Source organism: Microbacterium sp. LWS13-1.2 (genome assembly GCF_040144835.1).
In the GTDB taxonomy this organism is placed as follows: domain Bacteria; phylum Actinomycetota; class Actinomycetes; order Actinomycetales; family Microbacteriaceae; genus Microbacterium.
In genome coordinates this window covers 2,230,027-2,254,812 of sequence record NZ_CP151632.1, presented here as the reverse complement: position 1 = coordinate 2,254,812, position 24,786 = coordinate 2,230,027, and the positions used below count along the sequence as shown (strand labels likewise).

Genomic DNA, 24,786 nt, shown 5'->3' with positions numbered 1-24,786 from the left:
GGCCAGCCTAGGGCGAGAGCGGCCGGGCCTCGGATGCCGCGGGGAAGGCGTCGCGCAGCGCGCGACGCACCTCGAGGATGCCGGCCCGAGCCTGGGACGCCGTGCGCTGGGCGCTGAAGATCTCGCGCGTCGGACGGCCGGGCAGATCGAGCAGCGTCACCGGTGGACGCGTCCCCTCCCAGAGGAGATCCGGCAGCACGGCGGCGGCCTGGCCCGCGGCCACGAGTCGGGCGTGCGCGGAGAGGTCGGCGAGCTCGTAGCGCACGTCGGGCTCGTAGCCGGCAGCTCTGCACTGCTGCACCGCCCACAGCCGTGCCGCCGTGCCCGCGGGCTCCATCACCCACGGCCGCTCACGCAGGTCGCCGAGCGAGCGGGCCGGATCGGCGGGACCCACGGCGATGCGGATCGGATCGATGCCGAGCGTCTCGCGATCCAAGCCGTCGGAGTGCGCGCGCGTGTGCCCGGGGTACTGCTCGGCGATGACGAGATCGACGCCGCGCGCCGTCAGCTCGAACAGCCCGAGCTCGGGCGGCATCTCGACGAGCTCGACGCGCAGCTGCGGAGCCCGGGCGGCCAGCAGGGCGAGCGCGGCGGGAACGATCGCGAGCGCCGCGGTCTGCATCACGGCGACGCGCACGGGCGCGAGCCCGGGGTGCAGCGACTCGAGCTCGCCACGGGCGCGCTCGTCGAGGTCGAGTGCGCGAGCCGCGTGGGCGGCGAGGACGTGCCCGTGCTCGGTGAGTCGCACCCGGCGGCCCTCCGGCTCGAGGAGGGTCACACCGGCCTCCTTCTCGAGCAGCGCCAGCTGCTGCGAGATCGTCGACGGGCTGTACGAGAGCGCGTCGGCGACGGCGGTGAGGGTGCCGCGCAGCGCGAGCTCATGCAGCAGGCGCAGGCGTCGCAGCTCGAACATCGGCATCCCATCGAGAATCTCGAACGATACTGATCGTAGATCATCGCTTTTCACGAATGAATGGATGCCGCACCCTTGACCTCATGCAGCAAGTTGACCGTGCAATGCCCGGGGACGCGCAGGCTGGGCACGTCGAGGTGCAGGCTGGACTCACGGAGTCGATCGATGTGACGTCTGGAGTGCGCATGCAAGACGGAGTCGAGGAGCGTCTGGCCGTCGAGGCGGTGGCGCTCGCGCAGCGATGGGTGTCCGAGAGCGCCGAGGTCGAGGTCGACCCGGCGGCCGAACGGCTCGCCGGCGTGCTGAAGGACCCCAACGGGCTGCCGTTCACGATCGGCTTCGTGGACGGCGTCATGCGGCCCGAGAGCCTCTCGGCCGCGGCATCCCATCTGCACCGCGTCGCGCCGCTCGTGCCCGACTTCCTGCCGTGGCACCTGCGCGGTGCCGTCCGGCTCGGTGGCGCGGTCGCGCCCGTGCTGCCGTCGCCGGTCGTGCCGATCGCGCGGCGAGTGCTGCGCGGCATGGTCGGCCACCTCGTCGTCGACGCGCGCCCCGACAAGCTCGGGCCGGCCATCGCGACGCTGCGCGAGAGCGGGGCGCGGCTCAACCTCAACCTCCTGGGCGAGGCGGTGCTCGGCGAGAAGGAGGCGCTGCGACGGCTCGAGGGCATCCACGAGCTCATCCGCCGTCCCGACGTGGATTACGTGTCGGTCAAGGTCTCCGCCATCGCCAGCCACATCTCGATGTGGGCGTTCGACGAGGTCGTCGACAAGGTCGTCGAGCGACTGCGTCCGCTGTACCTCACCGCCGCGACCGATGGCACGTTCATCAACCTCGACATGGAGGAGTACCGCGACCTCGATCTCACGATCGCCGTGTTCACGCGGCTGCTCGAAGACCCGCGGCTGCGCCTGCTCGAGGCGGGCATCGTGCTGCAGGCCTACCTGCCGGACGCGCTGCCGGCGCTCGAGCAGCTCACCGCCTGGGCGCAGCAGCGCGTCGCCGCCGGCGGAGCGCGCATCAAGGTGCGCCTCGTGAAGGGCGCGAACCTGGCGATGGAGCGCGTGGACGCGATCATGCACGACTGGAGCCTCGCCACCTACGGCGAGAAGGTCGACTCGGACGCCAACTACATCCGGTGCCTGCGCTACGCGCTGCAGCCGGCGCGCACCGCCGCCGTGCGCATCGGCGTCGCGGGCCACAACCTCTTCGACATCGCCTACGCGTGGCTGCTCGCCCGATCGCGCTCGCTGAGCCTGAGCGGCGCGTCGCCGGATGTGGAGTTCGAGATGCTCCTCGGCATGGCGCAGGGCCAGGTGCAGGCGGTCACGCGCGAGGTCGGCCACGTGCTGCTGTACGTCCCGGTCGTGCGTCCCGACGAGTTCGACGTGGCGATCAGCTACCTCGTGCGCCGCTTGGAGGAGAACGCGTCCAGCGACAACTTCCTCTCGGCCGCGTTCGACCTGGCCGACGAGCCCGCGATGTTCGAGCGGGAGCGCGACCGCTTCCTCGGCTCGCTCGCGCGCGCCGGCGACGCCGGGCTCGCCACCGGGCCGAACCGATCGCAGGACCGTGCCGCGGAGGAGGCCGCAGCGACCGCGGCCGACGGAGCCGAGTCGATCGACCGCACCGACTCGCCGCGGGCGCAGGCGCGCCTGCGCCGTGCCGCAGCCACCGCCGACGAGGCGGGCCTGACCCAGGCGGTGATCGGGATCGCCCGCTCCGCCGCGCCCTGCGACACCGCGCCGCTCGAGCGCGCCGTGCCCGAGCAGGTGTTCGGCGCCGAGGCGTTCGTCGAGACGGCGGTGTTCGCACCGCGCGAGGGCGGCGTCCGGGCCGCCGGAGCCCCGGGCTTCCGGAACACAGCCGACAGCGACCCCGCACTGCCGGGCAACCGCGCGTGGGCTCGCGACATCCTGTCGCGCGTCGAGACCTCCCGCGCGGGCGACGCGACCATCGCTGCCGCGCGTGTCACCGACGAGCCCGCGCTCCAGGACATCGTGGGGGGCGTGCGCGCTGCGGCGTCGGGCTGGGGCGCCCTGCCCGCCGCGGACCGCGCCGGCGTGCTGGCCGCCGCCGCGAAGGCCCTCGAGGCCCGCCGCGGCGAGATCATCGAGGTCGCGGCCTCCGAGACCGGCAAGGTCTTCGCCGAGTCCGACGTCGAGGTGAGCGAGGCCGTCGACTTCGCGAACTACTACGCGGCGACGGCGCGCGAGCTCGACCGGGTGAGCGGCGCGGTGTTCGAGCCGGCGCGGCTGACCGTCGTCACCCCGCCGTGGAACTTCCCGATCGCGATCCCCGCAGGCGGCGTGCTCGCCGCGCTCGCCGCAGGGTCGGGCGTCGTGTTCAAGCCGGCGCCCCAGGCCCGGCGCTGCGCCGCCGTGGTCGCCGAGGCGCTGTGGGATGCCGGGGTGCCGCGCGACGTGCTGGCCCTGGTCGACATCGACGAGGGCGGGCTCGGGCAGACGCTCCTCTCGCACCCCGACGTCGACCGGGTCATCCTCACCGGTGCATTCGAGACGGCGGCGCTGTTCCGATCCTGGCGGCCCGACCTGCCGCTGCTCGCAGAGACCAGCGGCAAGAACGCCATGATCATCATGCCGACCGCCGACCTCGACCTCGCGGCATCCGATCTGATCAAGAGTGCATTCGGTCACGCGGGGCAGAAGTGCTCGGCGGCGTCGCTCGCGATCCTCGTCGGACCGGTCGGTCACTCGCAGCGCTTCGCGCGTCAGCTGGTGGATGCCGCGACCTCACTGCGCGTGGGGCCGCCGTCCGACCCGCTTAGCGAGGTCGGGCCCGTCGTCGAGGCGCCGCGCGGCAAGCTCCGGTGGGCGCTCACCACGCTCGACGAGGGGGAGTCCTGGCTCGTCGAGCCCCGGCAGGTCGACGGACCGCCCGAGTATGCGGGCCGGCTCTGGACGCCCGGCATCCGCACGGGCGTGCAGCCGGGGTCGCGCTTCCACCAGGAGGAGTTCTTCGGGCCGGTGCTCGGGATCATGCACGCGTCATCGCTCGCACATGCGATCGAGCTGCAGAACGCCGTGTCGTACGGGCTCACGGCGGGCCTCTATACGCAGCACCCCGGCGACCTGGCCCTGTGGCTCGACCGGGTCGAGGCCGGCAACCTCTACGTCAACCGTGGCATCACCGGCGCTATCGTGCAGCGGCAGCCCTTCGGCGGCTGGAAGCGGTCATCGGTGGGAGCCGGCGCGAAAGCCGGCGGCCCGAACTACCTCGTCGGACTCGGCCGCTGGCGCGCGACCACGGGTGCGCCGGCGTCGGCGACGCTGCACCTGCGCGGGCTCGACACCCGCATCGCCGCCCTCATCGAGGCCGCCCAGCCGTCTCTGGACTACGAGGCGTTCGAGTGGCTCCGCCGTGGCGCGCTCTCGGACGCGATCGTGTGGGATCGCGAGTTCGGGCAGGTGAAGGACGTCTCCGGCCTCGGCATCGAGCGCAACCTGTTCCGCTACCGCCCGATCCCGGCCGTCGCGCTGCGGGCGACGGCGGACGCCTCGTGGCAGGCGGTGCTGCGCGTGGTGGTCGCCGGACTCCGGGCGGGCTCCGGTCTGACGCTGAGCACACCCGTCGGGCTCCCGGCCGCCGTCCGTCGCGTGCTCGCCGACGAGGACGTCGCCGTGTACGTCGAGACCGACGAGCAGTGGATGCAGCGCATCGCGGTGGGCGACGACCTCATGGCGGCCGTGGCCGACGCCGATCCGGCTCCCCGGCCCTCGCGCGTGCGTCTCATCGGCCCGCGGGAATCCGTCGCGGCGCTGCACGCCACGGTGGCAGCGGCTGTCGGCGGCGACCCCGACCTCGCGATCTACGACAACGAGGTCACCACCGCCGGGCGGCTCGAGCTGCTCCCGTTCCTGCGTGAGCAGTCCGTGACGATCACGGCGCACCGCTTCGGCAACCCCGACCCCTGGTCGGAGGCGGTCATCTGACGAAGGATCGCGGATGCCGCGGGCGGCGGCATCCGCGATTCTCCACGGCGCTAGTCGGCCGTGGTGTCGGCGAAGCCGGTCGATTCGCGCCGCACGATGCGGAAGGACGGCTTGACGGTCTCGGGCGGCCGGCGCTCGCCCTTCTCCTTGATGCGCGCGATGAGACGGTCGACCGCGATGGCCGCGATCTCGGCGCGGCCGGTGTCGACCGTGGACATCGAGGGGACCGAGTAGTTGCTCTCGTCGATGTTGTCGAAGCCGATGACGGCGACGTCGTTGGGAACGCGCAGGCCCTCCTCGCGCAACGCGCGCAGCACGCCGAGGCCGAGGGTGTCGTTGAGGGCGAACACGGCGTCGAAGTCCACACCCTCGCGGACCATGAGGTGGGTTGCCGCCGCGCCGCCGGCCCGGTTCCAGCGGAGCATCGCGGTCGGGCGGACGAGCTCCGGATCGAGCGGGATACCGGCCTGCTCGAGGGCACGCAGGTAGCCCTTCAGGCGCAGATTCGCCGAACTCGCCTCGTCGCGTCCGTGCAGGTCGGCGCCGACCAGCGCGATGCGTCGGCGCCCGATCTCGAGCAGGTGCTCCACCGCCGCCTGAGACGACGAGGTGTTGTGCATGGTGACGTGGTCGGTGGGTCCGCCGAAGATGCGTTCGCCGAGGAGCACGAGCGGTCCGTCGACGGCGAGCGCTTCGGCATCGTCTTGTCCGAGGCTCACCGGGCTGAAAAGCAGGCCGTCCAGGAAGCGTGGACGGTTGCCGGTGACCGCGCGCAGCTCGGCCTCGCGCTCGCCGCTGGTCTGCTCCACCATGACACCGAGACCGCGCTTCTCGGCCGCCCTGATCACCTCGTCCGCGAGTTCGGCGAAGTAGTTCTCGCGCAGTGACGGCACAGCCAGCCCGATGACACCTGTGCGGCCGGACCGCAGCCCCCGCGCCGAGAGGTTCGGGCGGTAGTCGAGCTGCTCGATCGCTTCATTGACGCGATCGCGCGTGCCGGGTCGGACGTGCGGATAGTCGTTGATGACGTTCGACACCGTCTTGATCGAGACACCGGCCACTCGGGCGACGTCATGCATCGTTGCCCCCATCGATGCTCCCGCCTTCCCATGTGCGATCTCTGCACTCTACTGCCTTCCCCAGTCGGCGAGCGGTGGCCGCCGAGGGAGCGGCAGAGTGTGTGCGACGTCGCAATGCAACGTTGTAAAAGAAGTGTATCGTGCCCGCATTGCGCGTCATGGCGGACGCACCATGCGCCGAGGACGGAGTCCGGACGCGATCCCCTTCCGTCGACTCCCTCTCGCGTCGCGCCGCGGCCACCGCCCGCCATCTGCTCGACGCGGCTCGCAACGCGATCGCGACCGGGGCCGGAGCTCGCGGCTATCGCGATGAGGCGTACACGGCCCTGTCGGCGCTCCTGGCCCGCCTCGGCAGCGCGCCGGTCACCTACTGACGGCAGAAGTTTCGCCCGCCGCCCAGAAAATCCCGCCGGCATCTTGACAGCCGATGCGGCCGGTGGGAAAGTGACTACGACGTTGCTCTACAACGTTGTAGACCACACTTGGACCGACCGTCGCCACCCGGGGCGGACCGGCCCTCGGAACGGTCGTGCACCGACGAAGAAGTCAGCAATACCGAAAGGAAACTCCAGTGAAGACGAAGCCTGTCCTTGCTGCAGTCACAGCGCTCGCCCTGGTCGGCGCTCTGGCTGCCTGCACCGCCGGAGGTGGCGGCGACAATGCCGACGGCGGCGGCAACGACGACGCGAACTGCACGAACTCCATCCCCAAAGAGGATCTGCCGGTCGTCACCATGTGGGCCTGGTACCCCAACATGGAGCTCGTCGTCGACAACTTCAACGAGCAGAACGACGAGGTCCAGGTCTGCTGGACGAACGCCGGTGCGGGCGGTGACGCCTACGACAAGTTCCAGACCGCGATCTCAGCCGGCAGCGGCGCCCCCGACGTCATGATGGTCGAGGCTGACCGGATCGCGACCTTCCAGGCGCAGGACGCCCTGGTCGAGCTGAACGACCTCGGCTACGAGGACGTGAAGGACAACTTCAGCGAGGGCGCGTGGAAGGACGTCTCCGTCGGCGACGGCGTCTACGGCGCTCCGGTCGACGGCGGCCCGATGGGCATGATCTACCGCACCGACATCTTCGATCAGTACGGCATCACTCCGCCCACCACGTGGGCTGAGCTCGAGACTGCCGCGCAGACGGTGAAGGATGCCGGGGGCCCGGTCTTCGCCAGCTTCGCCGCGAACCAGCCCGCCGAGGTCACGGCGCTGATGTACCAGAACGGCGCGCAGCCGTTCGAGTACGACCCCGCCAACGAAGGTGAGATCGGGATCGACCTCAACAGCGCCGAGGTCAAGGAGGTCCTCGACTACTGGAGCGGACTTGTCGAGAAGGATCTTGTCGGCACGGAGGACCAGTTCACGCCCGAGTACATCGCGGGTGTCATCAACGGCGACTACGCCACCTACCTCTCGGCCGCCTGGGCTCCGGGCTACCTCCAGGGCGCGGGCGTCGGCGAGGGCGCGGATGCCGGTGTCTGGGCGACTGCCCCGATGCCGCAGTGGGATGCGAGCAACCCCATCGCTATCAACTGGGGTGGCTCCGCCTTCTCGGTGTCGAGCCAGGCGAGCGACCCCGACCTCGCGGCCCAGGTGGCGTTCGGCGTCTACGCGGACCAGGCTTCGCTGGACGACGGCTGGCAGAACCAGATCATCTTCCCGCTGAACGTCAACGTGCTGGAGTCTCCGGAGTTCCAGGACTACGAGGTGCCCTTCTTCGGCGGCCAGCAGGCCAACAAGGAGGTGTACGTGCCGGCGGCCCATGCCTACGAGGGCATGACCTACACGCCGATCGGCCAGTACTACTACTCGCAGCTCACGGAGCAGATCGCCCGCATCAACGAGGGGTCCGCAACCGGCTCCGAGGCGGCGGACGCCCTGCAAGAGGCCGTCGTGGCATATGCGGAGGAGCAGGGCTTCACCGTCAAGTGACGTGACCGCAGGGCCGGTCCGTGCTCCTGCGGACCGGCCCTCGGCCATCCCCTGCCAGACCTGGAGAAATCATGACTGCGTCAACCGCAACTCCCGCGAAGACGAAGCCCAGAAGGTCGACCACGCGGCGCCAGAACCTTTACGGCTGGCTCTTCGTCGGACCCTTCGGGATCGTCTTTCTCGCCCTTCTCATACTCCCGATCGGGTTCGCGCTCTATCTGAGCCTGTTCCAGAAGTCCCTCATCGGCGGGACGAGGTTCGTTCTCTTCGGGAACTACGTCAAGGCCTTCAGCGACCCGTCCTTCCTCGACGGCATGTGGTTCGTCATCCGGTTCTCGCTGGTGCTCATTCCGCTGCAGATGGCGATCTCGCTGGCGATCGCGCTGATCCTCGACATCGTGATCACACGGTTCGCGCGATTCTCGCGCCTGATGATCTTCATGCCCTACGCGATCCCGACCGTGATCGGTGCCCTGATGTGGGGGTTCCTCTACAGCGACAACTTCGGTCCCCTCGCGGAGATCTTCGAAAGTTTCGGCAGACAGGCTCCTGATTTCCTGAGCAGCAGCCTGATCTTCTACGGCCTGCTCAACATCGTCACCTGGCAGTGGGTCGGCTACTACATGATCATCCTGTACGCCGCGCTTCAGGGCATCGATCCGACGCTCTACGAGGCCGCGCGCATCGACGGCGCATCCCAATGGCAGATCGTCCTGCGGATCAAGATCCCGCTGCTCTCTCCAGCCCTGCTGCTGATCCTGGTGTTCGCCCTCATCGGCACCCTGCAGTTCTTCAACGAGCCCCAGATCCTGCAGCAGCTGGCCGCCGGAGCGATTCCCAACGACTTCACGCCCAACATGTACGCCTACCAGCAGGCGTTCTCGCTGGCGAACTACAACTACGGGGCGGCGATCTCGTTCGCGCTCGGTGCGGTCGTCTTCCTGTGCGTCTACATCTTCCTGTTCGCCACCCGCAAGCGAGGGAGCTTCTTCTCATGACCGTCACACCCATGGAGCTCACCGGCACGAACCCGAAGCCCCGGAGGCGCCTCGAGCGTCGAACGACTCCGCAGAAGCGCGGCCGCATCCCGATGAACATCGTGCTTGCGCTGCTGATGGTGTACTTCCTGATCCCGTTCTGGTGGCTTATCGTCAACAGCTCGAAGAGCTCGGCCGGTCTGTTCGGGGGTGGCAGTGCGCTCTGGTTCTCGGACGACATCGACTACATCGGCAATCTGGTCGAACTCTTCACCTACAGCGGGGGCATCTACGCACGGTGGCTGGCGAACTCCGCCCTCTACGCGATCGCCGGCGGCGTCGGGGCGACGGTGCTCGCCGTGCTGGCCGGCTACGGATTCGCGAAGTACAGCTTCACCGGCCGGCGTGCCGCGTTCGCGATCCTGCTGGGTGCCGTCATGATCCCGACGACGGCCCTCGTCATCCCCACCTTCGTGCTGTTCGCCCAGGTCGGCTGGACGAACACCATCTGGGCGGTGATCTTCCCCAGCCTGCTCAATCCGTTCGGGGTCTACCTGATGAACGTGTACGCGCGGGATGCGGTGCCCGACGAGCTGTTGGACGCCGCACGTGTCGACGGTGCGGGCGAGTTCAGAACGTTCCTGCAGGTGGCGCTGCCGCTCCTCCGCCCGGCGATCGTGACGGTGGTGCTGCTGTCCGTCGTGGCGTCGTGGAACAACTACTTCCTCCCGCTCGTGATGCTGTCGGACAACCGCCTCTTCCCGGTCACCGTCGGCATCGGGCTCTGGCAGTCCACCGCATCCACATACGGGGCGGCAGGCGGGCAGAGCCTGTGGAGCATCATCATCCTCGGCGCGCTCGTCTCCGTGATCCCGCTCATCATCGCGTTCCTCGGGCTTCAGAAGTACTGGCAGGGCGGGCTGTCGATCGGAAGCCTCAAGTGACCGCGCGGCACACGCCCCTGCCCCTTTCCCTCGTCGTTGGAAGAGAAGAATGAACCGAGCACACCTCACCCTCGACCCGCAGTTCACGATCGGACCCGTCGATCGCCGCCTCTTCGGCTCGTTCGTCGAGCACCTGGGCCGTTGCGTGTACGACGGCATCTACGAGCCGGGGCATGAGAATGCCGACGAGGACGGCTTCCGCACCGACGTCATCGAGCTCGTGCGCGAACTCGGGGTCTCGACCATCCGGTACCCGGGCGGCAACTTCGTGTCGGGCTACCGCTGGGAGGACGGCGTCGGGCCGCGGGAGGAGCGACCGCCACGGCTCGACCTGGCCTGGCACTCGACCGAGAGCAACGAGATCGGCCTCGACGAGTTCGCGACCTGGCTGAAGAAGGTCGACAGCGAGCTGATGTACGCGGTCAACCTGGGCACGCGTGGGGTGCTCGAGGCCCTCGACGTCCTCGAGTACGCCAATCTGCGCTCGGGCACCCATTGGGCGCAGCGACGCGTCGCGAACGGGCATCCCGAACCGCACGGCATCCGGATGTGGTGCCTGGGCAATGAGATGGACGGCCCGTGGCAGCTCGGCCACAGCACGGCTGAGGAGTACGGCAGGCTCGCGGCGAAGACAGCGAGCGCGATGCGGCAGATCGATCCCGATCTCGAGCTCGTCGTCTGCGGCAGCTCGAGCGCGCAGATGCCGACGTTCGGCGACTGGGAGCGTGTGGTCCTCGAGCACACCTACGACGACGTCGACTTCATCTCGTGCCACGCCTACTACGAGCCCAAGGGCGACGACTACGGCAGCTTCCTCGCGTCGGGCGTCAACATGGACCGCTTCATCGAGGCTGTCGTCGCGACGGCAGATCACGTCAAGGCGACCCGTCGCAGCGACAAGACCATCAACATCTCGTTCGACGAGTGGAACGTCTGGTACCAGTCCCGCTACAACGAGGTGGACAAGATCACCGACGTGGCCCAGTGGCCGGTCGCGCCGCGGCTGCTGGAGGACTCGTACTCGGTGCTGGATGCCGTCGTACTGGGCAGCCTCATGATCTCGCTGATCCGCCACGCCGACCGGGTGACCGCCGCCAGCCTCGCGCAGCTCGTCAATGTGATCGCGCCGATCATGACCGAGCCCGGCGGCCCCGCGTGGCGGCAGACCACGTTCCACCCGTTCTCGCTCACCTCGAGACTGGCCCGCGACGTCGCGCTCGAGCTCAAGCTCGACAGCCCGACTTACGACACCCCGCTCTACGGCGAGGTGCCGGTCGTCGACGCCGTCGCGACCCACGACGCGGCCGGCGGCGGAACGACGGTCTTCGCCGTCAACCGCAGCCTGACGGAGGAGGTCACACTCGACATCGACACCCGTGCGGTGGGCGCTATCGGCGACGCGCGGGCGACGTCGCTCTTCGACGGCGACATCCACGCGGCGAACACCCTGGATGATCCCGAACGCGTCACCCCGCGGGAGAACACCTCGGTGAGGGTCGCCGAGGGCACGGTCAGCATCACGCTGCCGCCTGTCTCGTGGACGGTTCTGACGCTCGACTGAGCGCAGCCGACCGATCCGTCTCAGACGTGCACACAGAGGAGGAGAGTCGATGACGCCTCACGGCATGCTCCGTGTCGACGGGACCCGCATCGTGGCCGACGACGGGCCGGTGACCCTGAGGCGGTTCGGGCTCGGCGGCTGGAACGTGGCTGACGCCTTCTCGTTCGCCCACTGCCGGATCCGCGAAGGGCTGGCGACGATACTCCGGCGCGCGGCGCGCTAGCACGGGTGGTGTGATGGCGCGGTCCCAGCGGGTGACACTCAAGGAGATCGCCGCACAGACCGGGGTGTCGCTGACGACCATCTCGAAGGTGCTCAACGGTGCGGCCGACGTGTCGTCGGCGACGCGCGCCCTCGTCGAGGACCAGCTGCGCAGGAGCGGCTATCGCCGCCGGAAGAGCAAAGAGCGGCGCGAGTACATCGAGGTGGTGCTGCACGAACTCGACGGCGACTGGGCACTCGCCGTCATCGAAGGGGTTCGCGAGAGCGCCGCCGAGGCGGGCCTGGCGATCTCACTGTCGGTCAGCGGCGACAGGCGTGCGCCCGGACCCGAGTGGATCGATGCCGTCGTGCGCCGCGGACCTACCGGGATCATCCTGCTGTTCGCCGATGTGCCTCCGCAGGGTCGCGCAACGCTCAAGGCGCGAGGCATCCCATTCGTCACCATCGATCCGGCAGGGGACCCGGCACCCGGCATCCCCTCCGTCGGGTCGGCGAACTGGTCCGGCGGTCTCGCGGCGACGAGGCACCTGCTGGAGCTGGGACATCGCCGGATCGCGGCGATCACCGGTCCCGAGGATGTCATGTGCTCCCTGGCGCGACTCGATGGCTACCGAGCGGCGATGACCTCCGCCGGGCTGGCGATCGAGCCGGAGTGGATCCGCTACGGCGACTTCCGGCGTGAGGGGGGCGAGAGGCATGCGTCCGAGCTGCTGCGACTCGCCGATCCGCCGACCGCGATCTTCGCGGGGAACGATCTGCAGGCCCTAGGTGTGGTGTACGCGGCGCAGGCGAGGGGAATCGCGGTGCCGAGCGGGTTGTCTGTCGTCGGCTACGACGACCTTGCGATCGCCGAGCTCGCACGCCCGCGGCTGACGACCGTTCATCAGCCGCTTCGCGAGATGGCCGAGCAGGCGACGAAGCTGCTTCTCCAGCTGCTCGACGAGCCGCGGCCGGACGTCACCCGGGTCGAACTGGCCACCACTCTCGTCGTCCGCGATTCGACGGCCGCGCCCGCTCGATAGCTCGATGCAGAGCGTCAGACTGCGCGCGAGAAGGATGCCGGCAGTCGCTGCAGGCCTCGCACGAAGGCCGTGCGGGCGCCAGGCTACCGCCGATCCACCACGTTGTGAAGCGCCGTTTACGACGTTGTACTTTCCCTTGACCAGATGTGACCGGCTCTGCAAGAGTGAGCGAGGACGGGAATTACTACGTTGTAAAAGCGCGCTTCGCTGCGCGCCCGCCCGTCTCAGCCAGTCGGCCCCGGGGGCCAGCGTGCTCCCGGAGCCGGTCGAGTCACACGAGATGAGGAATCGATGGAGATCACATCCGAGGACCGGCGCTCCCGCCGGTTCGGGAGAGCGAGACGAGCCGTTGCCGTCGTGACTGCTGCAGTCCTGGCACTCACCGGGCTGATGGCGGCCGCGCCGGCGAGCGCGGCGGACCCCTGGATCGCGCAGCAGGAAGGCGGATATCTGCGGATCGCCGTCCCTAACGCCGCTGTCGAAGCCGCGGTCGGGCCGGTGTCGCAGGTGGTCGTCGAGGGCAATTTCGGACCCTCGCACAACTGGGCGCAGATCGGGCTGCAGCGCAGCGGCGCCAACTGGACCGCGACGTACGGGCCCTTCGAGCCCGGCCTGTACTACTACCAGGTCACGGGGGACGACAGCAAAGTCCTGAAGGACACGAGCAACCCGACGAGCGTCGCATCCGAACCGGAGTGGAGCACGTTCTTCATCCCCGGCGAGTCGGCGGCGCTGCTGGCGGATGCGCCCGAGCAGGCCGGCGTCGTCCAGACGCTCTCGTACGCCAGTTCCGTCGCGGGCGAGGAGCGCGAGGCGCTCGTCTGGGTTCCGCCGACCTACCGGCCCAAGGGGAAGAAGCTGCCCGTGCTGTACCTCCAGCACGGTGGCGGCCAGAGCTACCGCGACTGGGTCGAGGTGGGGCGTGCGGAGCAGATCCTCGACAACCTGTGGCTGCGGGGCCAGCTCGAAGACATGCTCGTCGTGATGGGCAACGGCAACGTCGACGACTTCTCGGCTGAGCTGCTCGAGAACATCGTCCCCGCGGTCGAGCGGACCTACAACGTCTCGCCCTCCAAGAACCATCGGGCGCTCGCGGGCCTGTCGATGGGCGGGGGCCAGGCATTCGAGGTGTTCAGCGAGCACCCGGGCGAGTTCGACGCGATCGGCACGTTCGGAGCCGGACGCTTCGGCGACCTCGACGCCATCCCCGTCGACAGGATGAACGACCGAACCGAGCTGTTCCGCGTCTATGTCGGCAACAAGACCGACATCGCGCACAACGACGTCTACGACTCGTTCCAGAAGTTCGACGAGCTCGGACTGGACTATCAGTTCGACGGTGTGAACCCGGATGCCGGACACAACTGGAACGCCTGGCAGGAGAACCTCATCGATTTCGCGCCGCGGCTGTTCACCGGTGTGGCATCCGACCCCGCCATGAGCGAGGGGCACACGGCGCTCACGGAGCGCTTCGAGCCGCCCGCCGCGGGCACGACGCCCACACCGTGGCTCACCGAGGACGACTTCGTGACGTTCGAGACGACGACCGACTTCGCCGATGCCGAGTACGTCTCGGTGTGGGCGAACTGGGCGCCCGGTGGCAGCTGGCTGCGGGTGGAGATGAACAAGGTCGGTGATCGCTGGAGGGCGACCGTCGGCCCGCTCGAGGAGAAGTTCTACCACTATCGGCTCATCGTCGATCGTCAGTCCGTCAAGGACACGTCCAACCCGACGAAGGTGACATCGGAGCCGGCGTGGAGCACCTTCCTCGTCCCCGGAGAGGGATCGCGACTGCTTGCCGACGTCGCCGAGGGTCAGGGCGGGGACCTGGACGTCATGACCTACGAGAGCACCGTGGCCGGCCAGCAGCGCAGTGCCACGTGTGGACCCCGCCGGGATACGACCCCGACCGCGCCGAGCCCTATCCGCTGTTCGTGCTCAACCACGGCGGCGGTCAGAGCTGGACCGACTGGGTGGAGGTCGGGCGTGCACGCCAGATCCTCGACAACCTGTCGCTGGACGGCGCCATCGAGCCGATGGTCGTCGTGATGCCCAACGGCAACGTCGGGGACTACCCGCGGGAGCTGCTCGAGAACGTCGTACCGGTGACAGAGGAGCGCTACAACGTCAGCAGCGATCCCGCCGACCGGGCGCTGGCCGGGCTGTCGGCCGGCGGGGCGCGCACAGTGTCCGTGCTCAAGGCGCATCCCGGCGAGTTCGCCTGGATCGGGACCTTCGCAGCGGGCTTCGGCGGGACGGCAGGCGTCGACGTCGAGGCCATCAACGCGGGCACCGAGCTGTATCGCCTCTACACCGGTGACATCACGGACTTCACGTACGGGTCGGTGATGAACTCCCTTCCGGTGCTGGATCAGCTGGGCATCGAATACGAGTTCGACGGCGTGACGGTCGGCCCTCACGGGTGGGACGTCTGGCAGAAGAACCTCATCGACTTCGCCCCTCGGCTGTTCCAGGACCCGAACGGGTAGCGGGCGGCAGCCGAGCCGACGCGCCGCCGTCTTCCCTCACGGGGAGGCGGCGGTGCGTCCGTATGAGGAGCGCCGTGATCGCGGTCTGTAAAAGATTCTTGACATGCGCGGCAGACCGGCCTAAGTTCGGTGTCAAGAATCTTTTACACACTGCTGGGGGCATCTCATGGTCTACGAAGAGCGCAACATCTGGGCGAGCCTCATCGCGAGCGTGGTCGGGGTCGCTGTCTACCTGATCCTGGTCCTGCAGCAGGCGGGTGGCGGGCCGTTGACGGATGTCGACTGGGTGCCGCTGATGCTCTGGACGATCGGCGGCAGCATCGTCGCGGCGATCGTCATCAGCATCGTGTGGGGGATCCTCGCCGGCATGCGCGACCCCGACGGCGTCGGCACCAGCGATCAGCGCGACCGCGACATCAGCGCCATGAGCGGCAGGGTGGGCCAGGCGTTCACCGTCATCGCCGGTCTCGGCGTCATCGTGCTGTGCGCCTTCGAGGCGGACTGGTTCTGGATCGCGAACTGCATGTTCTTCGGCTTCGCCGCCTCGTCGATCATCGGCGGCATCGCGAGCGTCATCGCCTACCGCCGCGGGCTCGTCTGATGGTCAAGCCCACCAAGGTCACCAATTCGATCCGCGCCGTGCGCGAGGCGGCCGGCATCACCCAGGCCGAGCTCGCCCGCCGGATCGGCGTGACTCGACAGACCCTCATCGCCATCGAGCAGGGCAAGTACTCGCCCACGCTCGAGCTCGCCTTCCAGCTCTCCCGCGCCTTCGGCGTGGGCCTCGACGATCTCTTCGACTATCCGGAGGAATGACATGTCCGATCCCCGTCCCTCGACGCTGCGCACCGACACGATGCCCGCGTGGACCCAGCACCGCTACGGCGAGGCCGACGCCATCGCCCGGGAGACGGTCGACGTCCCCGCACCCGGACGCGGCGAGGCCCTGCTGAAGCTTCGCGCGACCGGCCTCAACAACGGCGACATCCGCGTGATGCGCGGCGAGCCGCTCCTCGTGCGTCTCGCGTTCGGCCTGCGCCGGCCGCGTCAGCCGGTGCGGGGGATGGATGCCGCGGCCACCGTGGTCGCGATCGGCGACGGTGTGACGCAGGTGGCCGTCGGCGATGAGGTCGTGGGGGAGCTGCCCGGCGGCGGCGGGCTCGCACGCTACGCGCTGTCACCGGCCGCTCGGCTCGTGCCCCGCCCTCCCGCTCTCGACGCCGTCGTCGCGGCGGCACTCCCGATCGCGGGCGGGACCGCGTGGCAGGCGCTCGAGCGCGGCGGCGCGGCATCCGGTCATCGCGTGCTGGTGATCGGAGCCTCGGGAGGCGTCGGCACGTTCGCCGTGCAGCTCGCGGTCCTGCGCGGCGCCGAGGTCTGGGCGCTGTGCGGTGAGCAGAACCGTGACCTCGTCGAAGGATTGGGCGCGACGCGCACCTTCGACTATCGCCGCGTGCAGCCCGGTTCGCCGGAGCTCGAGGACGGCTCGTTCGACGTGGTCGTCGACATCGCCGGCACCGCGCCGCTGCGTGTGCTGCAGCGCCTCGTGCGCGACGGCGGCCGGGTCGTGCTCGTGTCGGGGGAGGGCGGTCGCCTGCTGGGGCCGATGGGGCGGATCCTGGGCGCCTCTCTGCGCTCGATCGGCTCGCGACGGCCGCTTCGCCCGCTCGCGGCGACCGCGAAGCCCGACGTGCTCGCGGAGCTCATTGCACTCGCCGCGGCCGGGTCGCTGCGCCCCGTCATCGAGCGGACGTTCCCGTTCCCCGCCGCGCCCGCCGCGCTCGCCCACGTCGCCGCCGGGCACACGGTCGGGAAGGTCGTGGTGACGGCGGCCTGAGGCTGCCGCCGGGCCCACGCCCGGAGGCTCCGCAGCTGCGTGGAAACGGCGCGGGGACCTGCTCCCAGGGCGCGCACAACCTTCGTGAGAGAATGGTCGCGGCGTGCCCGGTTGTCCCCTTCCGTCGCGGTTCCTGAGCGAGCGCAGCGAGTCGAAGGGCCGCCGGGCCCCTGGACAGCGTCCGCCGCCCCTCGTACAGGAGCAAGATGTCCACGCAGAACACCGCGCCCGCCACCTCGACCAGTTCGGCGACCGAAGGTGCGACCGAGACCGACGTCGCCGCGGGTCGCATCCAGCAGGTGCGCCGCTACCTGATGTGCCGCCCCGAGCACTTCATCGTGAGCTACCGGATCAACCCGTGGATGGAGCCGGCGAACCCGACCGACACGGCTCTCGCCGTCCGTCAGTGGCAGGCGCTGTACGACACCTACATCGCACTCGGCCACGAGGTGCACCTCATCGACCCCATCGATGGCCTGCCCGACATGGTGTACACCGCCAACGGCGGCTTCGTCATCGACAACGTCGCCTACGGCGCGAAGTTCCGATTCCAGGAGCGTGTGCCCGAGGGCCCGGCGTTCATGGACTGGTTCCGCGCCAACGGCTTCGAGGTCGCCGAGCCCGTCGAGGTCAACGAGGGCGAAGGCGACTTCCTCCTGGTCGGAGACACGATCCTCGCCGGCACCGGCTTCCGCTCGACGGGTGACAGCCACCGCGAACTGGCCGACGTGTTCGGCAAGGAGGTCGTCAGTCTCAACCTCGTCGACCCGCGGTTCTACCACCTCGACACCGCCATCTCGGTGCTCGATCCGGTCGAAGGCACGGGCGGCGTCGAGAAGGCCAACATCGCCTACCTCGAGCAGGCGTTCGATGAGCGCAGCCAGGCGATCCTCGCCGAGCGCTACCCCGACGCGATCCGCGTCGCCGACGCCGATGGCGCCGTGTTCGGGCTCAACTCGGCCAGCGACGGGCTCAATGTCATCATCTCGCCGCGTGCGAAGGGCTTCGAGGCGCAGCTGCGCGAGCGCGGCTACAACCCGGTGCTCGTCGATCTGTCCGAGCTGCTGCTCGGCGGCGGCGGCATCAAGTGCTGCACGCTCGAGCTGCGGCGCTGACGGCGGGAAAGAGGAGCACCATGACCGCCACTTCACCCTCCGTCGACGCGGCGATGAGCCAGATCATCGCCGCCGAAGAGGAGCACGTCGCGCACAACTACCACCCGCTGCCCGTGGTGATCTCCCGCGGGGAGGGCGCGTGGGTGACCGATGTCGAAGGCAAGCGCTACCTCGACCTGCTGTCGGCCTACTCGGCGCTCAACTTCGGTCACGGGCATCCGGCGCTGCTCGCCGCGGCGCAGGAGCAGCTGAACCGCCTCACGCTCACCAGCCGCGCGTATCACAACGATCGCCTGGGGCCGTTCGCGGCCGCACTCGCCGCGCTGTGCGGCAAGGATCTCGTGCTGCCCATGAACACGGGCGCAGAGGCGGTCGAGACCGGCATCAAGGTCGCACGTGCGTGGGGCTATCGCGTGAAGGGCGTGGCGCCGGATGCCGCGCGCATCGTCGTCGCCCACGGCAACTTCCACGGCCGCACGACCACGATCGTGGGCTTCAGCGACGACCCGCAGGCGCGGGCCGACTTCGGGCCGTTCACGCCGGGCTTCGTGTCGGTGCCCTTCGGCGACGCCGCCGTCATCGACGCGGCGATCACCGCCGACACGGTCGCCGTGCTCATCGAGCCGATCCAGGGCGAGGCGGGCGTCGTGGTGCCGCCCGAGGGATACCTCCGGGCGGTGCGCGAGATCTGCACACGCCGCGGCGTGCTGCTCATCGCCGACGAGATCCAGTCGGGCCTCGGCCGTGTCGGCGAGACGTTCGCGTGCGACCGCGAAGGCGTCGTGCCCGACGTGTACCTGCTCGGAAAGGCGCTGGGCGGCGGCATCCTTCCCGTCTCGGCGGTCGTCGCCGATCGCGATGTCCTCGGCGTGATCCACCCGGGCGAGCACGGCTCGACCTTCGGCGGGAACCCGCTCGCCGCGGCGGTGGGTCTCCGTGTCGTCGAGATGCTGCAGACCGGCGAGTTCCAGCGGCGCGCCAAGCTCTTGGGCGAGCACCTCGAGTCCAAGCTGCAGGCGCTCATCGGCCATGGCGTGACGGAGATCCGCGTCGCGGGGCTCTGGGCGGGTGTCGACATCGATCCTGCCGTCGGCACCGGCCGCGAGATCGCCGAACGGCTCATCGGCCGCGGAGTGCTCGTCAAGGACACGCACGGCCAGACCATCCGCATCGCACCGCCGCTCGTCATCCGCGGCACCGAGCTGGACTGGGCGGTCGAGCAGCTGCGCGTGGTGCTCTCCGCCTGAACCGGGTCGGCCACGGCCGTCAGTCGAAGACCGACACCGTGCGCCAGTGCCAGCCGGTGGCCCCGTCCGGGGCGGGGGGCGCCGTCTTCTCGGTCTGCACCTCTCCGGCCTTGCTCGTCGCGCGGCATTCGATGACGTGGTCACCCGTCGTCGCCGTCCAGGGGAAGCTCCACTGCACCCACGTGTCGTCCGAGATGGCCGTCGCGAGGGCCGCCGGCATCCACTCGCCCTCGTCGATGCGCACCTCGACGCCCTCGACGCCCACCTGCTGCTGCCACGCCACGCCCGCGACGACCACCTCCCCGGCCTTCAGCCCCTGGCCGCGACGCGGCACGTCGATGCGCGACTGCAGCTTGATCGGTCCGCGCTCCGACCAGCCGCGCGTCGTCCAGTACGCGGTCGCGCGGTCGAAGCGCGTGACCTCGAGATCGACGACCCACTTCGTCGCCGACACGTAGCCGTACAGCCCCGGCACCACCATGCGCACCGGGAAGCCGTGCTCCGTCGGCAGCGGGGCGCCGTTCATGCCGACGGCGAGGATCGCGTTGCGTTCGTCGGTGAGGGCGTCCAGCGGGGTGGATGCCGTGAACCCGTCGATCGAGCGAGACAGCACCATGTCGGCGTCCGCGGTGGGGCGAGCACGGGCGAGCAGCTCGCGGAGCGGGTAGCCCAGCCACCGCGCGTTGCCGATCAGGGTGCCGCCGACCTCGTTCGAGACGCACGCGAGCGTGGTCCACGACTCCTCGAGCGGCAGTGCCAGCAGCTCGTCCCACGTCAGTTCGAACTCGTTCGCCACCATGCCGTGCACGCGCAGGCGCCAGTCCGCGGGGTCGACCTCGGGCACGATGAGGGCGGTGTCGATGCGGTAGAACCGGTCGTTGGGCGTGACGACATCGGCGAGGCCGGCGATGTCGAGCTCCGCGCCGGCGGGGACGGCGGATGCCGCGACCGCCGGCTGCGGCAGCCTCACCGCCCGCCGGACGGCGGCGACCGTCGCCGACGTCGCACCTCGCACGCCGACCACCGTCGCGAGGATGCCGGCTGCCGCGGCGGCACCCGCCCATGCGAAGAACGCGCGCCGGCTGGGCGGCGAGGCGGCGGGCACGTCCGAGGCGGGAGCGGCAATGGGCGCTGCGGGTTCGGCCGGTGCAGGCTCGGCCGGTGCCGGGTCGGCCGGTGCAGGGTCGGCCGGTGCCGGGTCGGCCGGTGCAGGGTCGGCCGGTGCAGGGTCGGCCGGGGCCGGCTGGAGCAGCCGGATCAGCAGCCAGAGCGCGACGGCGCCCACCGCACCTGCGATGAGTGCCGGCAGCCACGCGAGTGCGCCGGCGCCGGGTCGCGTCGCCGCGACGATCGCGCCGGTGATGCCGAAGGCGGCGATCACGACGACGCCCCACGGCGGACGGCGTGCCTGGAGCCAGCCGGCGAGCGCGGCGAGGACCAGCATCGCGAGGGCGATGCCGACCACGAGCGCGATCTTGTCGGCTGTGCCGAACAGGGCGATCGCGGTGTCTTTCGCCCACGGCGGCGCGACGTCGATGAGGGCGGCGCCGATCGCGGCCACGGGGCTGGAAGAGGGGCTGACGACGATGGCCGTCAACTCGCCGAGCCCCGCCCCGAGCAGCACGGCAGCCACGCCCGCGACCCACGTCAGCGGGGCCGGGGCGCGTCCCGCCGGTCGGGTCGCTGCCATGGTGCCAGCGTATGGTTCGTGAGCATCCGCAGGGCGGTGTCCGGGATTACGGGGTTCTTACGGCGCACCGGTCCGCGGCGCGGTGCAGCGTGCCGTGAGCGGGATGGGCGCCGGTTCGCGGGTGTCGTCCCGCCGCCGGCGCTCGCGCTCACGGTGCTGCCGGCATCCGTCGAAACACCGCGGCAACACGGCCCGCATTAGGCTGTCCGGATGGGTGATCTGTTCGACGGCTACGGGTCCACGCTCGCGCCGCGCAAGACGCCCTCGGGGGTTCCCGCGTTCGACGAGATGTTCGGAAACCCGGCGCACCCGGGTGCGCCGGCCGAGTCGCGCGAGGCCTATCGAGAGCTCTACCAGGCGCTCGCGCAGATGACTCAGGAGGAGCTGCGCGGACGCACCGATTCGCTCGCGAGCTCGTATCTCGCGCAGGGCGTGACGTTCGACTTCGCAGGGGAGGAGCGTCCCTTCCCGCTGGATGCCGTGCCCCGCGTGATCACGTTCGACGAGTGGTCGCGCATCGAGGCCGGTGTGAAGCAGCGCGTGCGCGCGCTCGAGGCCTTCCTCGACGACGCCTACGGGCATCAGTACTGCGTGCGCGACGAGGTGCTGCCCGCCGGGCTGATCGCGAGCTCGCAGTACTTCTACCGCCAGGCCGCCGGCATCCACTCCGCCAACGGCGTGCGCATCCAGGTGTCGGGCATCGATCTCATCCGCGACGAGCACGGCGAGATGCGCGTGCTCGAAGACAACGTGCGCGTGCCGTCGGGCGTCAGCTACGTCATCTCGAACCGGCGTGTCATGGCGCAGACCCTTCCCGAGCTCTTCGTCTCGATGCGGGTGCGCCCGGTCGGCGACTACCCGAACAAGCTGCTCGCGGCGCTGCGCGCCTCGGCGCCCGCCGGCATCGAGGACCCGAACGTCGTCGTGCTCACGCCCGGCGTCTACAACTCCGCCTACTTCGAGCACACGCTGCTCGCGCGACTCATGGGCGTCGAGCTCGTCGAGGGCCGCGACCTGCTGTGCATCGGCGGCAAGGTGTTCATGCGCACCACCCGCGGCCCCAAGCGCGTCGACGTGATCTATCGACGTGTCGACGACGAGTTCCTCGATCCGCTGCAGTTCCGCGCCGACTCGATGCTCGGCGCACCGGGACTCATGCTGGCGGCGCGGCTCGGCAACGTCACCATCGCGAACGCGGTGGGCAACGGCGTCGCCGACGACAAGCTGCTGTACACGTACGTGCCCGACCTCATCCGCTACTACCTGGCGGAGGAGCCGATCCTCAAGAACGTCGACACGTGGCGGCTCGAAGACCCGAACGCCCTCGAAGAGGTGCTCGACCGGCTCGACGAGCTGGTGGTGAAGCCGGTCGACGGCTCGGGCGGCAAGGGGCTGGTCGTCGGACCGGATGCCTCGCCCGCCGAGCTCGAGAAGCTCCGGCACAGCCTGCGCGCCGACCCCCGCGGCTGGATCGCTCAGCCCGTGGTCATGCTGTCGACGATCCCCACCCTCGTGGAGGACGGCATGCGACCGCGCCACGCCGACCTGCGGCCCTTCGCGGTCAACGACGGAGAAGACGTCTGGGTGCTCCCCGGAGGCCTGACCCGCGTCGCCCTGCCGGAAGGTCAGCTCGTCGTCAATTCCAGCCAGGGCGGCGGCTCGAAGGACACGTGGATCGTCGGCGGCTCCGCGCCCGGAAAGGTCGAGTACGGCCACGGCCGCGGCATGCCCGAACTCGTCGCCGACCAGGCGTCGACGGTGACCGCCGCGGTGCCGATCATCTACGACGCCCAGACCGAGCCCACCCACTCGCCGCACGACCGGCCCCGCTCCCGCGTCGAGCAGCAGGAGCAGCAGCAACAGCAGCAGCAGGCCGCGGTCGAGGGCGTTTCGTCTCCCATCGCCCGCTCAGCGACCGGGATTCCGGTCGTCGAGCGAGGGAGCGCCGGCGACCGGGACGAAACGCGTCGAGCTTCCGAGGACACGACATGCTGAGTCGCATCGCGGAGAGCCTGTTCTGGATCGGGCGGTACATCGAGCGCAGCGACGGCACGGCGCGCATCCTCGACGTGCACCTGCAGCTGCTGCTCGAAGACCCCTGGATCGACGAGGACACCGCCTGCCGGTCGCTCCTCAGCGTCATGGGCTCCGCCCCGCCGTCGGGAGTGGAGCACGTCCGCCGCGAAGACGTGCTGGCCCGCCTCGCGGTCGATCGCATGAACCCCTCGAGCATCGCCTACGCCCTCACGGCTGCGCGCGAGAACGCCCGCCGCGCGCGGGAGATCGTCTCGACGGAGCTGTGGGAGACGCTCAACACGACGAATGCACGGATGCCGCGGCGCCTGCAGAACGACCGCGTGCACGAGTTCTTCCAGTGGGTGCGCGAGCGCGCGGCGCTCGCCGTCGGCATCGTCGACTCGTCCACCAGTCGCGACGAGGCATGGCAGTTCTTCACGCTCGGACGCAGCATCGAGCGCACCGACATGACCGCGCGCCTGCTGGCGACACGGTCGCTGACCGAGGCATCCGGTCCGTCGTGGACGACGATCCTGCGCTCGTGCGGCGCCTACGAGGCCTACCTGCGCACGTACCGCGGCATGCCGAGCGCCGGCAATGCCGCCGAGTTCCTCCTGCTCGACCGGCTCTTCCCGCGCTCGATCATCTACTCGATCCAGCGCGCCGAGGAGTGCATGAGCGCGATCGACCCGCGCGCCGATCGCGTGGGCCACTCCAACACGGTGCTGCGCGCGCTCGGGCAGATCCGCAACGACCTCGAGTACCGGCCGATCTCCGAGATCCTCAGCGAGCTGCCCACGCACATGGACCGCGTGCAGACCGTCACGCGCGAGGCATCCGAAGCGATCCGCGGCCGGTTCTTCCCGACGCAGGCCGAGCCCAGCTGGATCGGAGAGATCTCATGAAACGCCTGCGCATCGAGCACCAGACCGGGTTCAGCTATCTGGGCGACGTGACGGCCTCGTACAACGAGGCGCGCATGCTCCCCGGCTCGACCGACAGTCAGTTCGTGCTGAACTCGTCGCTCGACATCGAGCCGTCGACATCCGTCAACCAGTACGTCGACTACTTCGGCACGCGGGTCGCGGCGTTCGACGTGCTGTCGCCCCACGCGTCTCTCACCATCACCGCGCGCTCGCTGGTCGAGGTGCGTCCGCGACCGCTCGAGCACATCGACCTCACGTGGGACGACCTCGCCCGCGAGTCCGCCCGCTCGATCGAGACCGTCGAGCAGTTGACGCAGACCGGGCGCACCCGCCCGCACGCCGAGGTCGCCGAGCTCGCGCGCGCCATCGCCGCGGAGCACGAGCACCCCGGTCGCGCCGCGCACGCGATCTCGGTCGCGGTGGGCGACGCCGTCGAGTACATGCACGGCATCACGGGCGTGCACTCGACCGCGAGCGAGGCGTGGGAGGCGCGCAAGGGCGTCTGTCAGGACATCGCGCACGTCACCCTCGGGGCGCTCCGCGAGGTCGGCATCCCGGCGCGCTACGTGTCGGGCTACCTGCATCCGCGTCCGTCGGCGGAGGTCGGCGTCGCGGTGACGGGCGAGTCCCACGCCTGGATCGAGTGGTACGCGGGGGAGTGGCAGGGCTTCGACCCCACGAACAACATCGAGATCGGCGACCGGCACGTGCTCGTCGGCCGTGGCCGCGACTACGGCGACGTGCCGCCGCTGCGCGGCGTGTACGCCGGCCCGTTCAAGAGCAACCTGCACGTCAAGGTGACGATCACGCGCGAGGCGTAGCCCCGGCTCGCCGTCCCCGGGCGCTGCCTGCCCCGGCGCGG

Annotated in this window: 21 protein-coding genes; 18 read left to right on the top strand and 3 right to left on the bottom strand. The window is 69.9% G+C overall.

Annotated features, from left to right (window positions below; all coding sequences use genetic code 11):
* Positions 1-7 precede the first annotated feature (7 nt).
* The gene (locus MRBLWS13_RS10610; RefSeq protein ID WP_349425343.1) at positions 8-919 is read right to left on the bottom strand and encodes a LysR family transcriptional regulator; all 912 of its coding nucleotides are present in this window, start codon (positions 917-919) and stop codon (positions 8-10) included.
* A gap of 179 nt (positions 920-1,098) precedes the next feature.
* On the opposite strand from MRBLWS13_RS10610, the gene MRBLWS13_RS10605 reads away from it, so the two are divergent.
* Positions 1,099-4,866: a bifunctional proline dehydrogenase/L-glutamate gamma-semialdehyde dehydrogenase gene (locus tag MRBLWS13_RS10605; RefSeq protein WP_349425342.1), complete on the top strand. Its 3,768-nt coding sequence runs from the start codon at positions 1,099-1,101 to the stop codon at positions 4,864-4,866.
* Between the two features lie 50 nt (positions 4,867-4,916).
* Here MRBLWS13_RS10605 and MRBLWS13_RS10600 read toward each other — a convergent pair whose 3' ends face one another.
* Positions 4,917-5,945, bottom strand: a complete 1,029-nt coding sequence (locus MRBLWS13_RS10600) for a LacI family DNA-binding transcriptional regulator (RefSeq protein ID WP_349425341.1) — start codon at positions 5,943-5,945, stop codon at positions 4,917-4,919.
* Between the two features lie 140 nt (positions 5,946-6,085).
* Here MRBLWS13_RS10600 and MRBLWS13_RS10595 point away from each other — a divergent pair, with 140 nt between their 5' ends.
* The 14 genes from MRBLWS13_RS10595 to rocD all read left to right on the top strand — a co-directional run bounded on the left by MRBLWS13_RS10595 (position 6,086) and on the right by rocD (position 19,292).
* On the top strand, positions 6,086-6,319 hold the full coding sequence (locus MRBLWS13_RS10595) for a hypothetical protein (protein WP_349425340.1): 234 nt from the start codon (positions 6,086-6,088) through the stop codon (positions 6,317-6,319).
* A 197-nt stretch (positions 6,320-6,516) separates the two neighbouring features.
* Positions 6,517-7,878 carry an extracellular solute-binding protein gene (locus MRBLWS13_RS10590; protein ID WP_349425339.1) on the top strand — a complete coding sequence of 454 codons (1,362 nt, stop codon included), beginning with the start codon at positions 6,517-6,519 and terminating at the stop codon, positions 7,876-7,878.
* Between the two features lie 71 nt (positions 7,879-7,949).
* Positions 7,950-8,876: a sugar ABC transporter permease gene (locus MRBLWS13_RS10585; protein ID WP_349425338.1), complete on the top strand. Its 927-nt coding sequence runs from the start codon at positions 7,950-7,952 to the stop codon at positions 8,874-8,876.
* A complete protein-coding gene (locus MRBLWS13_RS10580) occupies positions 8,873-9,799 on the top strand; it encodes a carbohydrate ABC transporter permease (protein ID WP_349425337.1) in 927 nt (308 codons plus the stop codon). Before MRBLWS13_RS10585 ends, MRBLWS13_RS10580 begins: the two co-directional genes overlap by 4 nt.
* 49 nt (positions 9,800-9,848) lie before the next feature.
* Positions 9,849-11,360, top strand: a complete 1,512-nt coding sequence (locus MRBLWS13_RS10575; protein ID WP_349425336.1) for an alpha-N-arabinofuranosidase — start codon at positions 9,849-9,851, stop codon at positions 11,358-11,360.
* 49 nt (positions 11,361-11,409) lie between these two features.
* Positions 11,410-11,583, top strand: a complete 174-nt coding sequence (locus MRBLWS13_RS10570) for a hypothetical protein (RefSeq protein ID WP_349425335.1) — start codon at positions 11,410-11,412, stop codon at positions 11,581-11,583.
* 13 nt (positions 11,584-11,596) lie between these two features.
* Positions 11,597-12,604, top strand: a complete 1,008-nt coding sequence (locus MRBLWS13_RS10565; protein ID WP_349425334.1) for a LacI family DNA-binding transcriptional regulator — start codon at positions 11,597-11,599, stop codon at positions 12,602-12,604.
* Positions 12,605-12,961: 357 nt separating this feature from the next.
* Positions 12,962-14,653 carry an alpha/beta hydrolase-fold protein gene (locus tag MRBLWS13_RS10560; RefSeq protein ID WP_349425333.1) on the top strand — a complete coding sequence of 564 codons (1,692 nt, stop codon included), beginning with the start codon at positions 12,962-12,964 and terminating at the stop codon, positions 14,651-14,653.
* Positions 14,539-15,093: an alpha/beta hydrolase-fold protein gene (locus MRBLWS13_RS10555; protein WP_349425332.1), complete on the top strand. Its 555-nt coding sequence runs from the start codon at positions 14,539-14,541 to the stop codon at positions 15,091-15,093. The genes MRBLWS13_RS10560 and MRBLWS13_RS10555 overlap by 115 nt, the downstream gene beginning before the upstream one ends.
* Positions 15,094-15,259: 166 nt before the next feature.
* Positions 15,260-15,694, top strand: coding sequence for a hypothetical protein (locus MRBLWS13_RS10550; protein WP_349425331.1), 435 nt, complete (start codon positions 15,260-15,262; stop codon positions 15,692-15,694).
* On the top strand, positions 15,694-15,909 hold the full coding sequence (locus MRBLWS13_RS10545; RefSeq protein WP_349425330.1) for a helix-turn-helix transcriptional regulator: 216 nt from the start codon (positions 15,694-15,696) through the stop codon (positions 15,907-15,909). The genes MRBLWS13_RS10550 and MRBLWS13_RS10545 overlap by 1 nt, the downstream gene beginning before the upstream one ends.
* A 1-nt stretch (position 15,910) precedes the next feature.
* The gene (locus tag MRBLWS13_RS10540; protein ID WP_349425329.1) at positions 15,911-16,930 is read left to right on the top strand and encodes an NAD(P)-dependent alcohol dehydrogenase; all 1,020 of its coding nucleotides are present in this window, start codon (positions 15,911-15,913) and stop codon (positions 16,928-16,930) included.
* Positions 16,931-17,244: 314 nt separating this feature from the next.
* Positions 17,245-18,045, top strand: a complete 801-nt coding sequence (ddaH, locus tag MRBLWS13_RS10535) for a dimethylargininase (RefSeq protein ID WP_349429036.1) — start codon at positions 17,245-17,247, stop codon at positions 18,043-18,045.
* A gap of 20 nt (positions 18,046-18,065) precedes the next feature.
* Positions 18,066-19,292, top strand: coding sequence for an ornithine--oxo-acid transaminase (gene rocD, locus MRBLWS13_RS10530; protein WP_349425328.1), 1,227 nt, complete (start codon positions 18,066-18,068; stop codon positions 19,290-19,292).
* 19 nt (positions 19,293-19,311) lie between these two features.
* Here the strand turns inward: rocD and MRBLWS13_RS10525 are convergent, their stop codons facing one another.
* Positions 19,312-20,982 (bottom strand): molybdopterin-dependent oxidoreductase, encoded by a 1,671-nt coding sequence (locus tag MRBLWS13_RS10525; protein WP_349425327.1) that lies wholly within the window; start codon positions 20,980-20,982, stop codon positions 19,312-19,314.
* A 210-nt stretch (positions 20,983-21,192) separates the two neighbouring features.
* Here MRBLWS13_RS10525 and MRBLWS13_RS10520 point away from each other — a divergent pair, with 210 nt between their 5' ends.
* The 3 genes from MRBLWS13_RS10520 to MRBLWS13_RS10510 are packed head-to-tail and all read left to right on the top strand — an operon-like array spanning position 21,193 to position 24,745.
* The gene (locus MRBLWS13_RS10520; RefSeq protein ID WP_349425326.1) at positions 21,193-22,977 is read left to right on the top strand and encodes a circularly permuted type 2 ATP-grasp protein; all 1,785 of its coding nucleotides are present in this window, start codon (positions 21,193-21,195) and stop codon (positions 22,975-22,977) included.
* Positions 22,971-23,903, top strand: coding sequence for an alpha-E domain-containing protein (locus tag MRBLWS13_RS10515; RefSeq protein WP_349425325.1), 933 nt, complete (start codon positions 22,971-22,973; stop codon positions 23,901-23,903). Before MRBLWS13_RS10520 ends, MRBLWS13_RS10515 begins: the two co-directional genes overlap by 7 nt.
* Entirely contained in the window at positions 23,900-24,745 is an 846-nt protein-coding gene (locus MRBLWS13_RS10510) for a transglutaminase family protein (protein WP_349425324.1), read from the top strand. Before MRBLWS13_RS10515 ends, MRBLWS13_RS10510 begins: the two co-directional genes overlap by 4 nt.
* Positions 24,746-24,786: the final 41 nt, after the last annotated feature.

Coding starts and splice junctions, on each gene's coding strand:
- MRBLWS13_RS10600 (WP_349425341.1), bottom strand. CDS start 5,945: ATGCATGACGTCGCCCGAGTGGCCGGTGTCTCGATCAAGACGGTGTCG.
- MRBLWS13_RS10580 (WP_349425337.1), top strand. CDS start 8,873: ATGACCGTCACACCCATGGAGCTCACCGGCACGAACCCGAAGCCCCGG.
- rocD (WP_349425328.1), top strand. CDS start 18,066: ATGACCGCCACTTCACCCTCCGTCGACGCGGCGATGAGCCAGATCATC.
- MRBLWS13_RS10570 (WP_349425335.1), top strand. CDS start 11,410: ATGACGCCTCACGGCATGCTCCGTGTCGACGGGACCCGCATCGTGGCC.
- ddaH (WP_349429036.1), top strand. CDS start 17,245: ATGTGCCGCCCCGAGCACTTCATCGTGAGCTACCGGATCAACCCGTGG.
- MRBLWS13_RS10540 (WP_349425329.1), top strand. CDS start 15,911: ATGTCCGATCCCCGTCCCTCGACGCTGCGCACCGACACGATGCCCGCG.
- MRBLWS13_RS10515 (WP_349425325.1), top strand. CDS start 22,971: ATGCTGAGTCGCATCGCGGAGAGCCTGTTCTGGATCGGGCGGTACATC.
- MRBLWS13_RS10545 (WP_349425330.1), top strand. CDS start 15,694: ATGGTCAAGCCCACCAAGGTCACCAATTCGATCCGCGCCGTGCGCGAG.
- MRBLWS13_RS10510 (WP_349425324.1), top strand. CDS start 23,900: ATGAAACGCCTGCGCATCGAGCACCAGACCGGGTTCAGCTATCTGGGC.
- MRBLWS13_RS10575 (WP_349425336.1), top strand. CDS start 9,849: ATGAACCGAGCACACCTCACCCTCGACCCGCAGTTCACGATCGGACCC.
- MRBLWS13_RS10585 (WP_349425338.1), top strand. CDS start 7,950: ATGACTGCGTCAACCGCAACTCCCGCGAAGACGAAGCCCAGAAGGTCG.
- MRBLWS13_RS10520 (WP_349425326.1), top strand. CDS start 21,193: ATGGGTGATCTGTTCGACGGCTACGGGTCCACGCTCGCGCCGCGCAAG.
- MRBLWS13_RS10550 (WP_349425331.1), top strand. CDS start 15,260: ATGGTCTACGAAGAGCGCAACATCTGGGCGAGCCTCATCGCGAGCGTG.
- MRBLWS13_RS10610 (WP_349425343.1), bottom strand. CDS start 919: ATGCCGATGTTCGAGCTGCGACGCCTGCGCCTGCTGCATGAGCTCGCG.
- MRBLWS13_RS10565 (WP_349425334.1), top strand. CDS start 11,597: ATGGCGCGGTCCCAGCGGGTGACACTCAAGGAGATCGCCGCACAGACC.
- MRBLWS13_RS10525 (WP_349425327.1), bottom strand. CDS start 20,982: ATGGCAGCGACCCGACCGGCGGGACGCGCCCCGGCCCCGCTGACGTGG.
- MRBLWS13_RS10605 (WP_349425342.1), top strand. CDS start 1,099: ATGCAAGACGGAGTCGAGGAGCGTCTGGCCGTCGAGGCGGTGGCGCTC.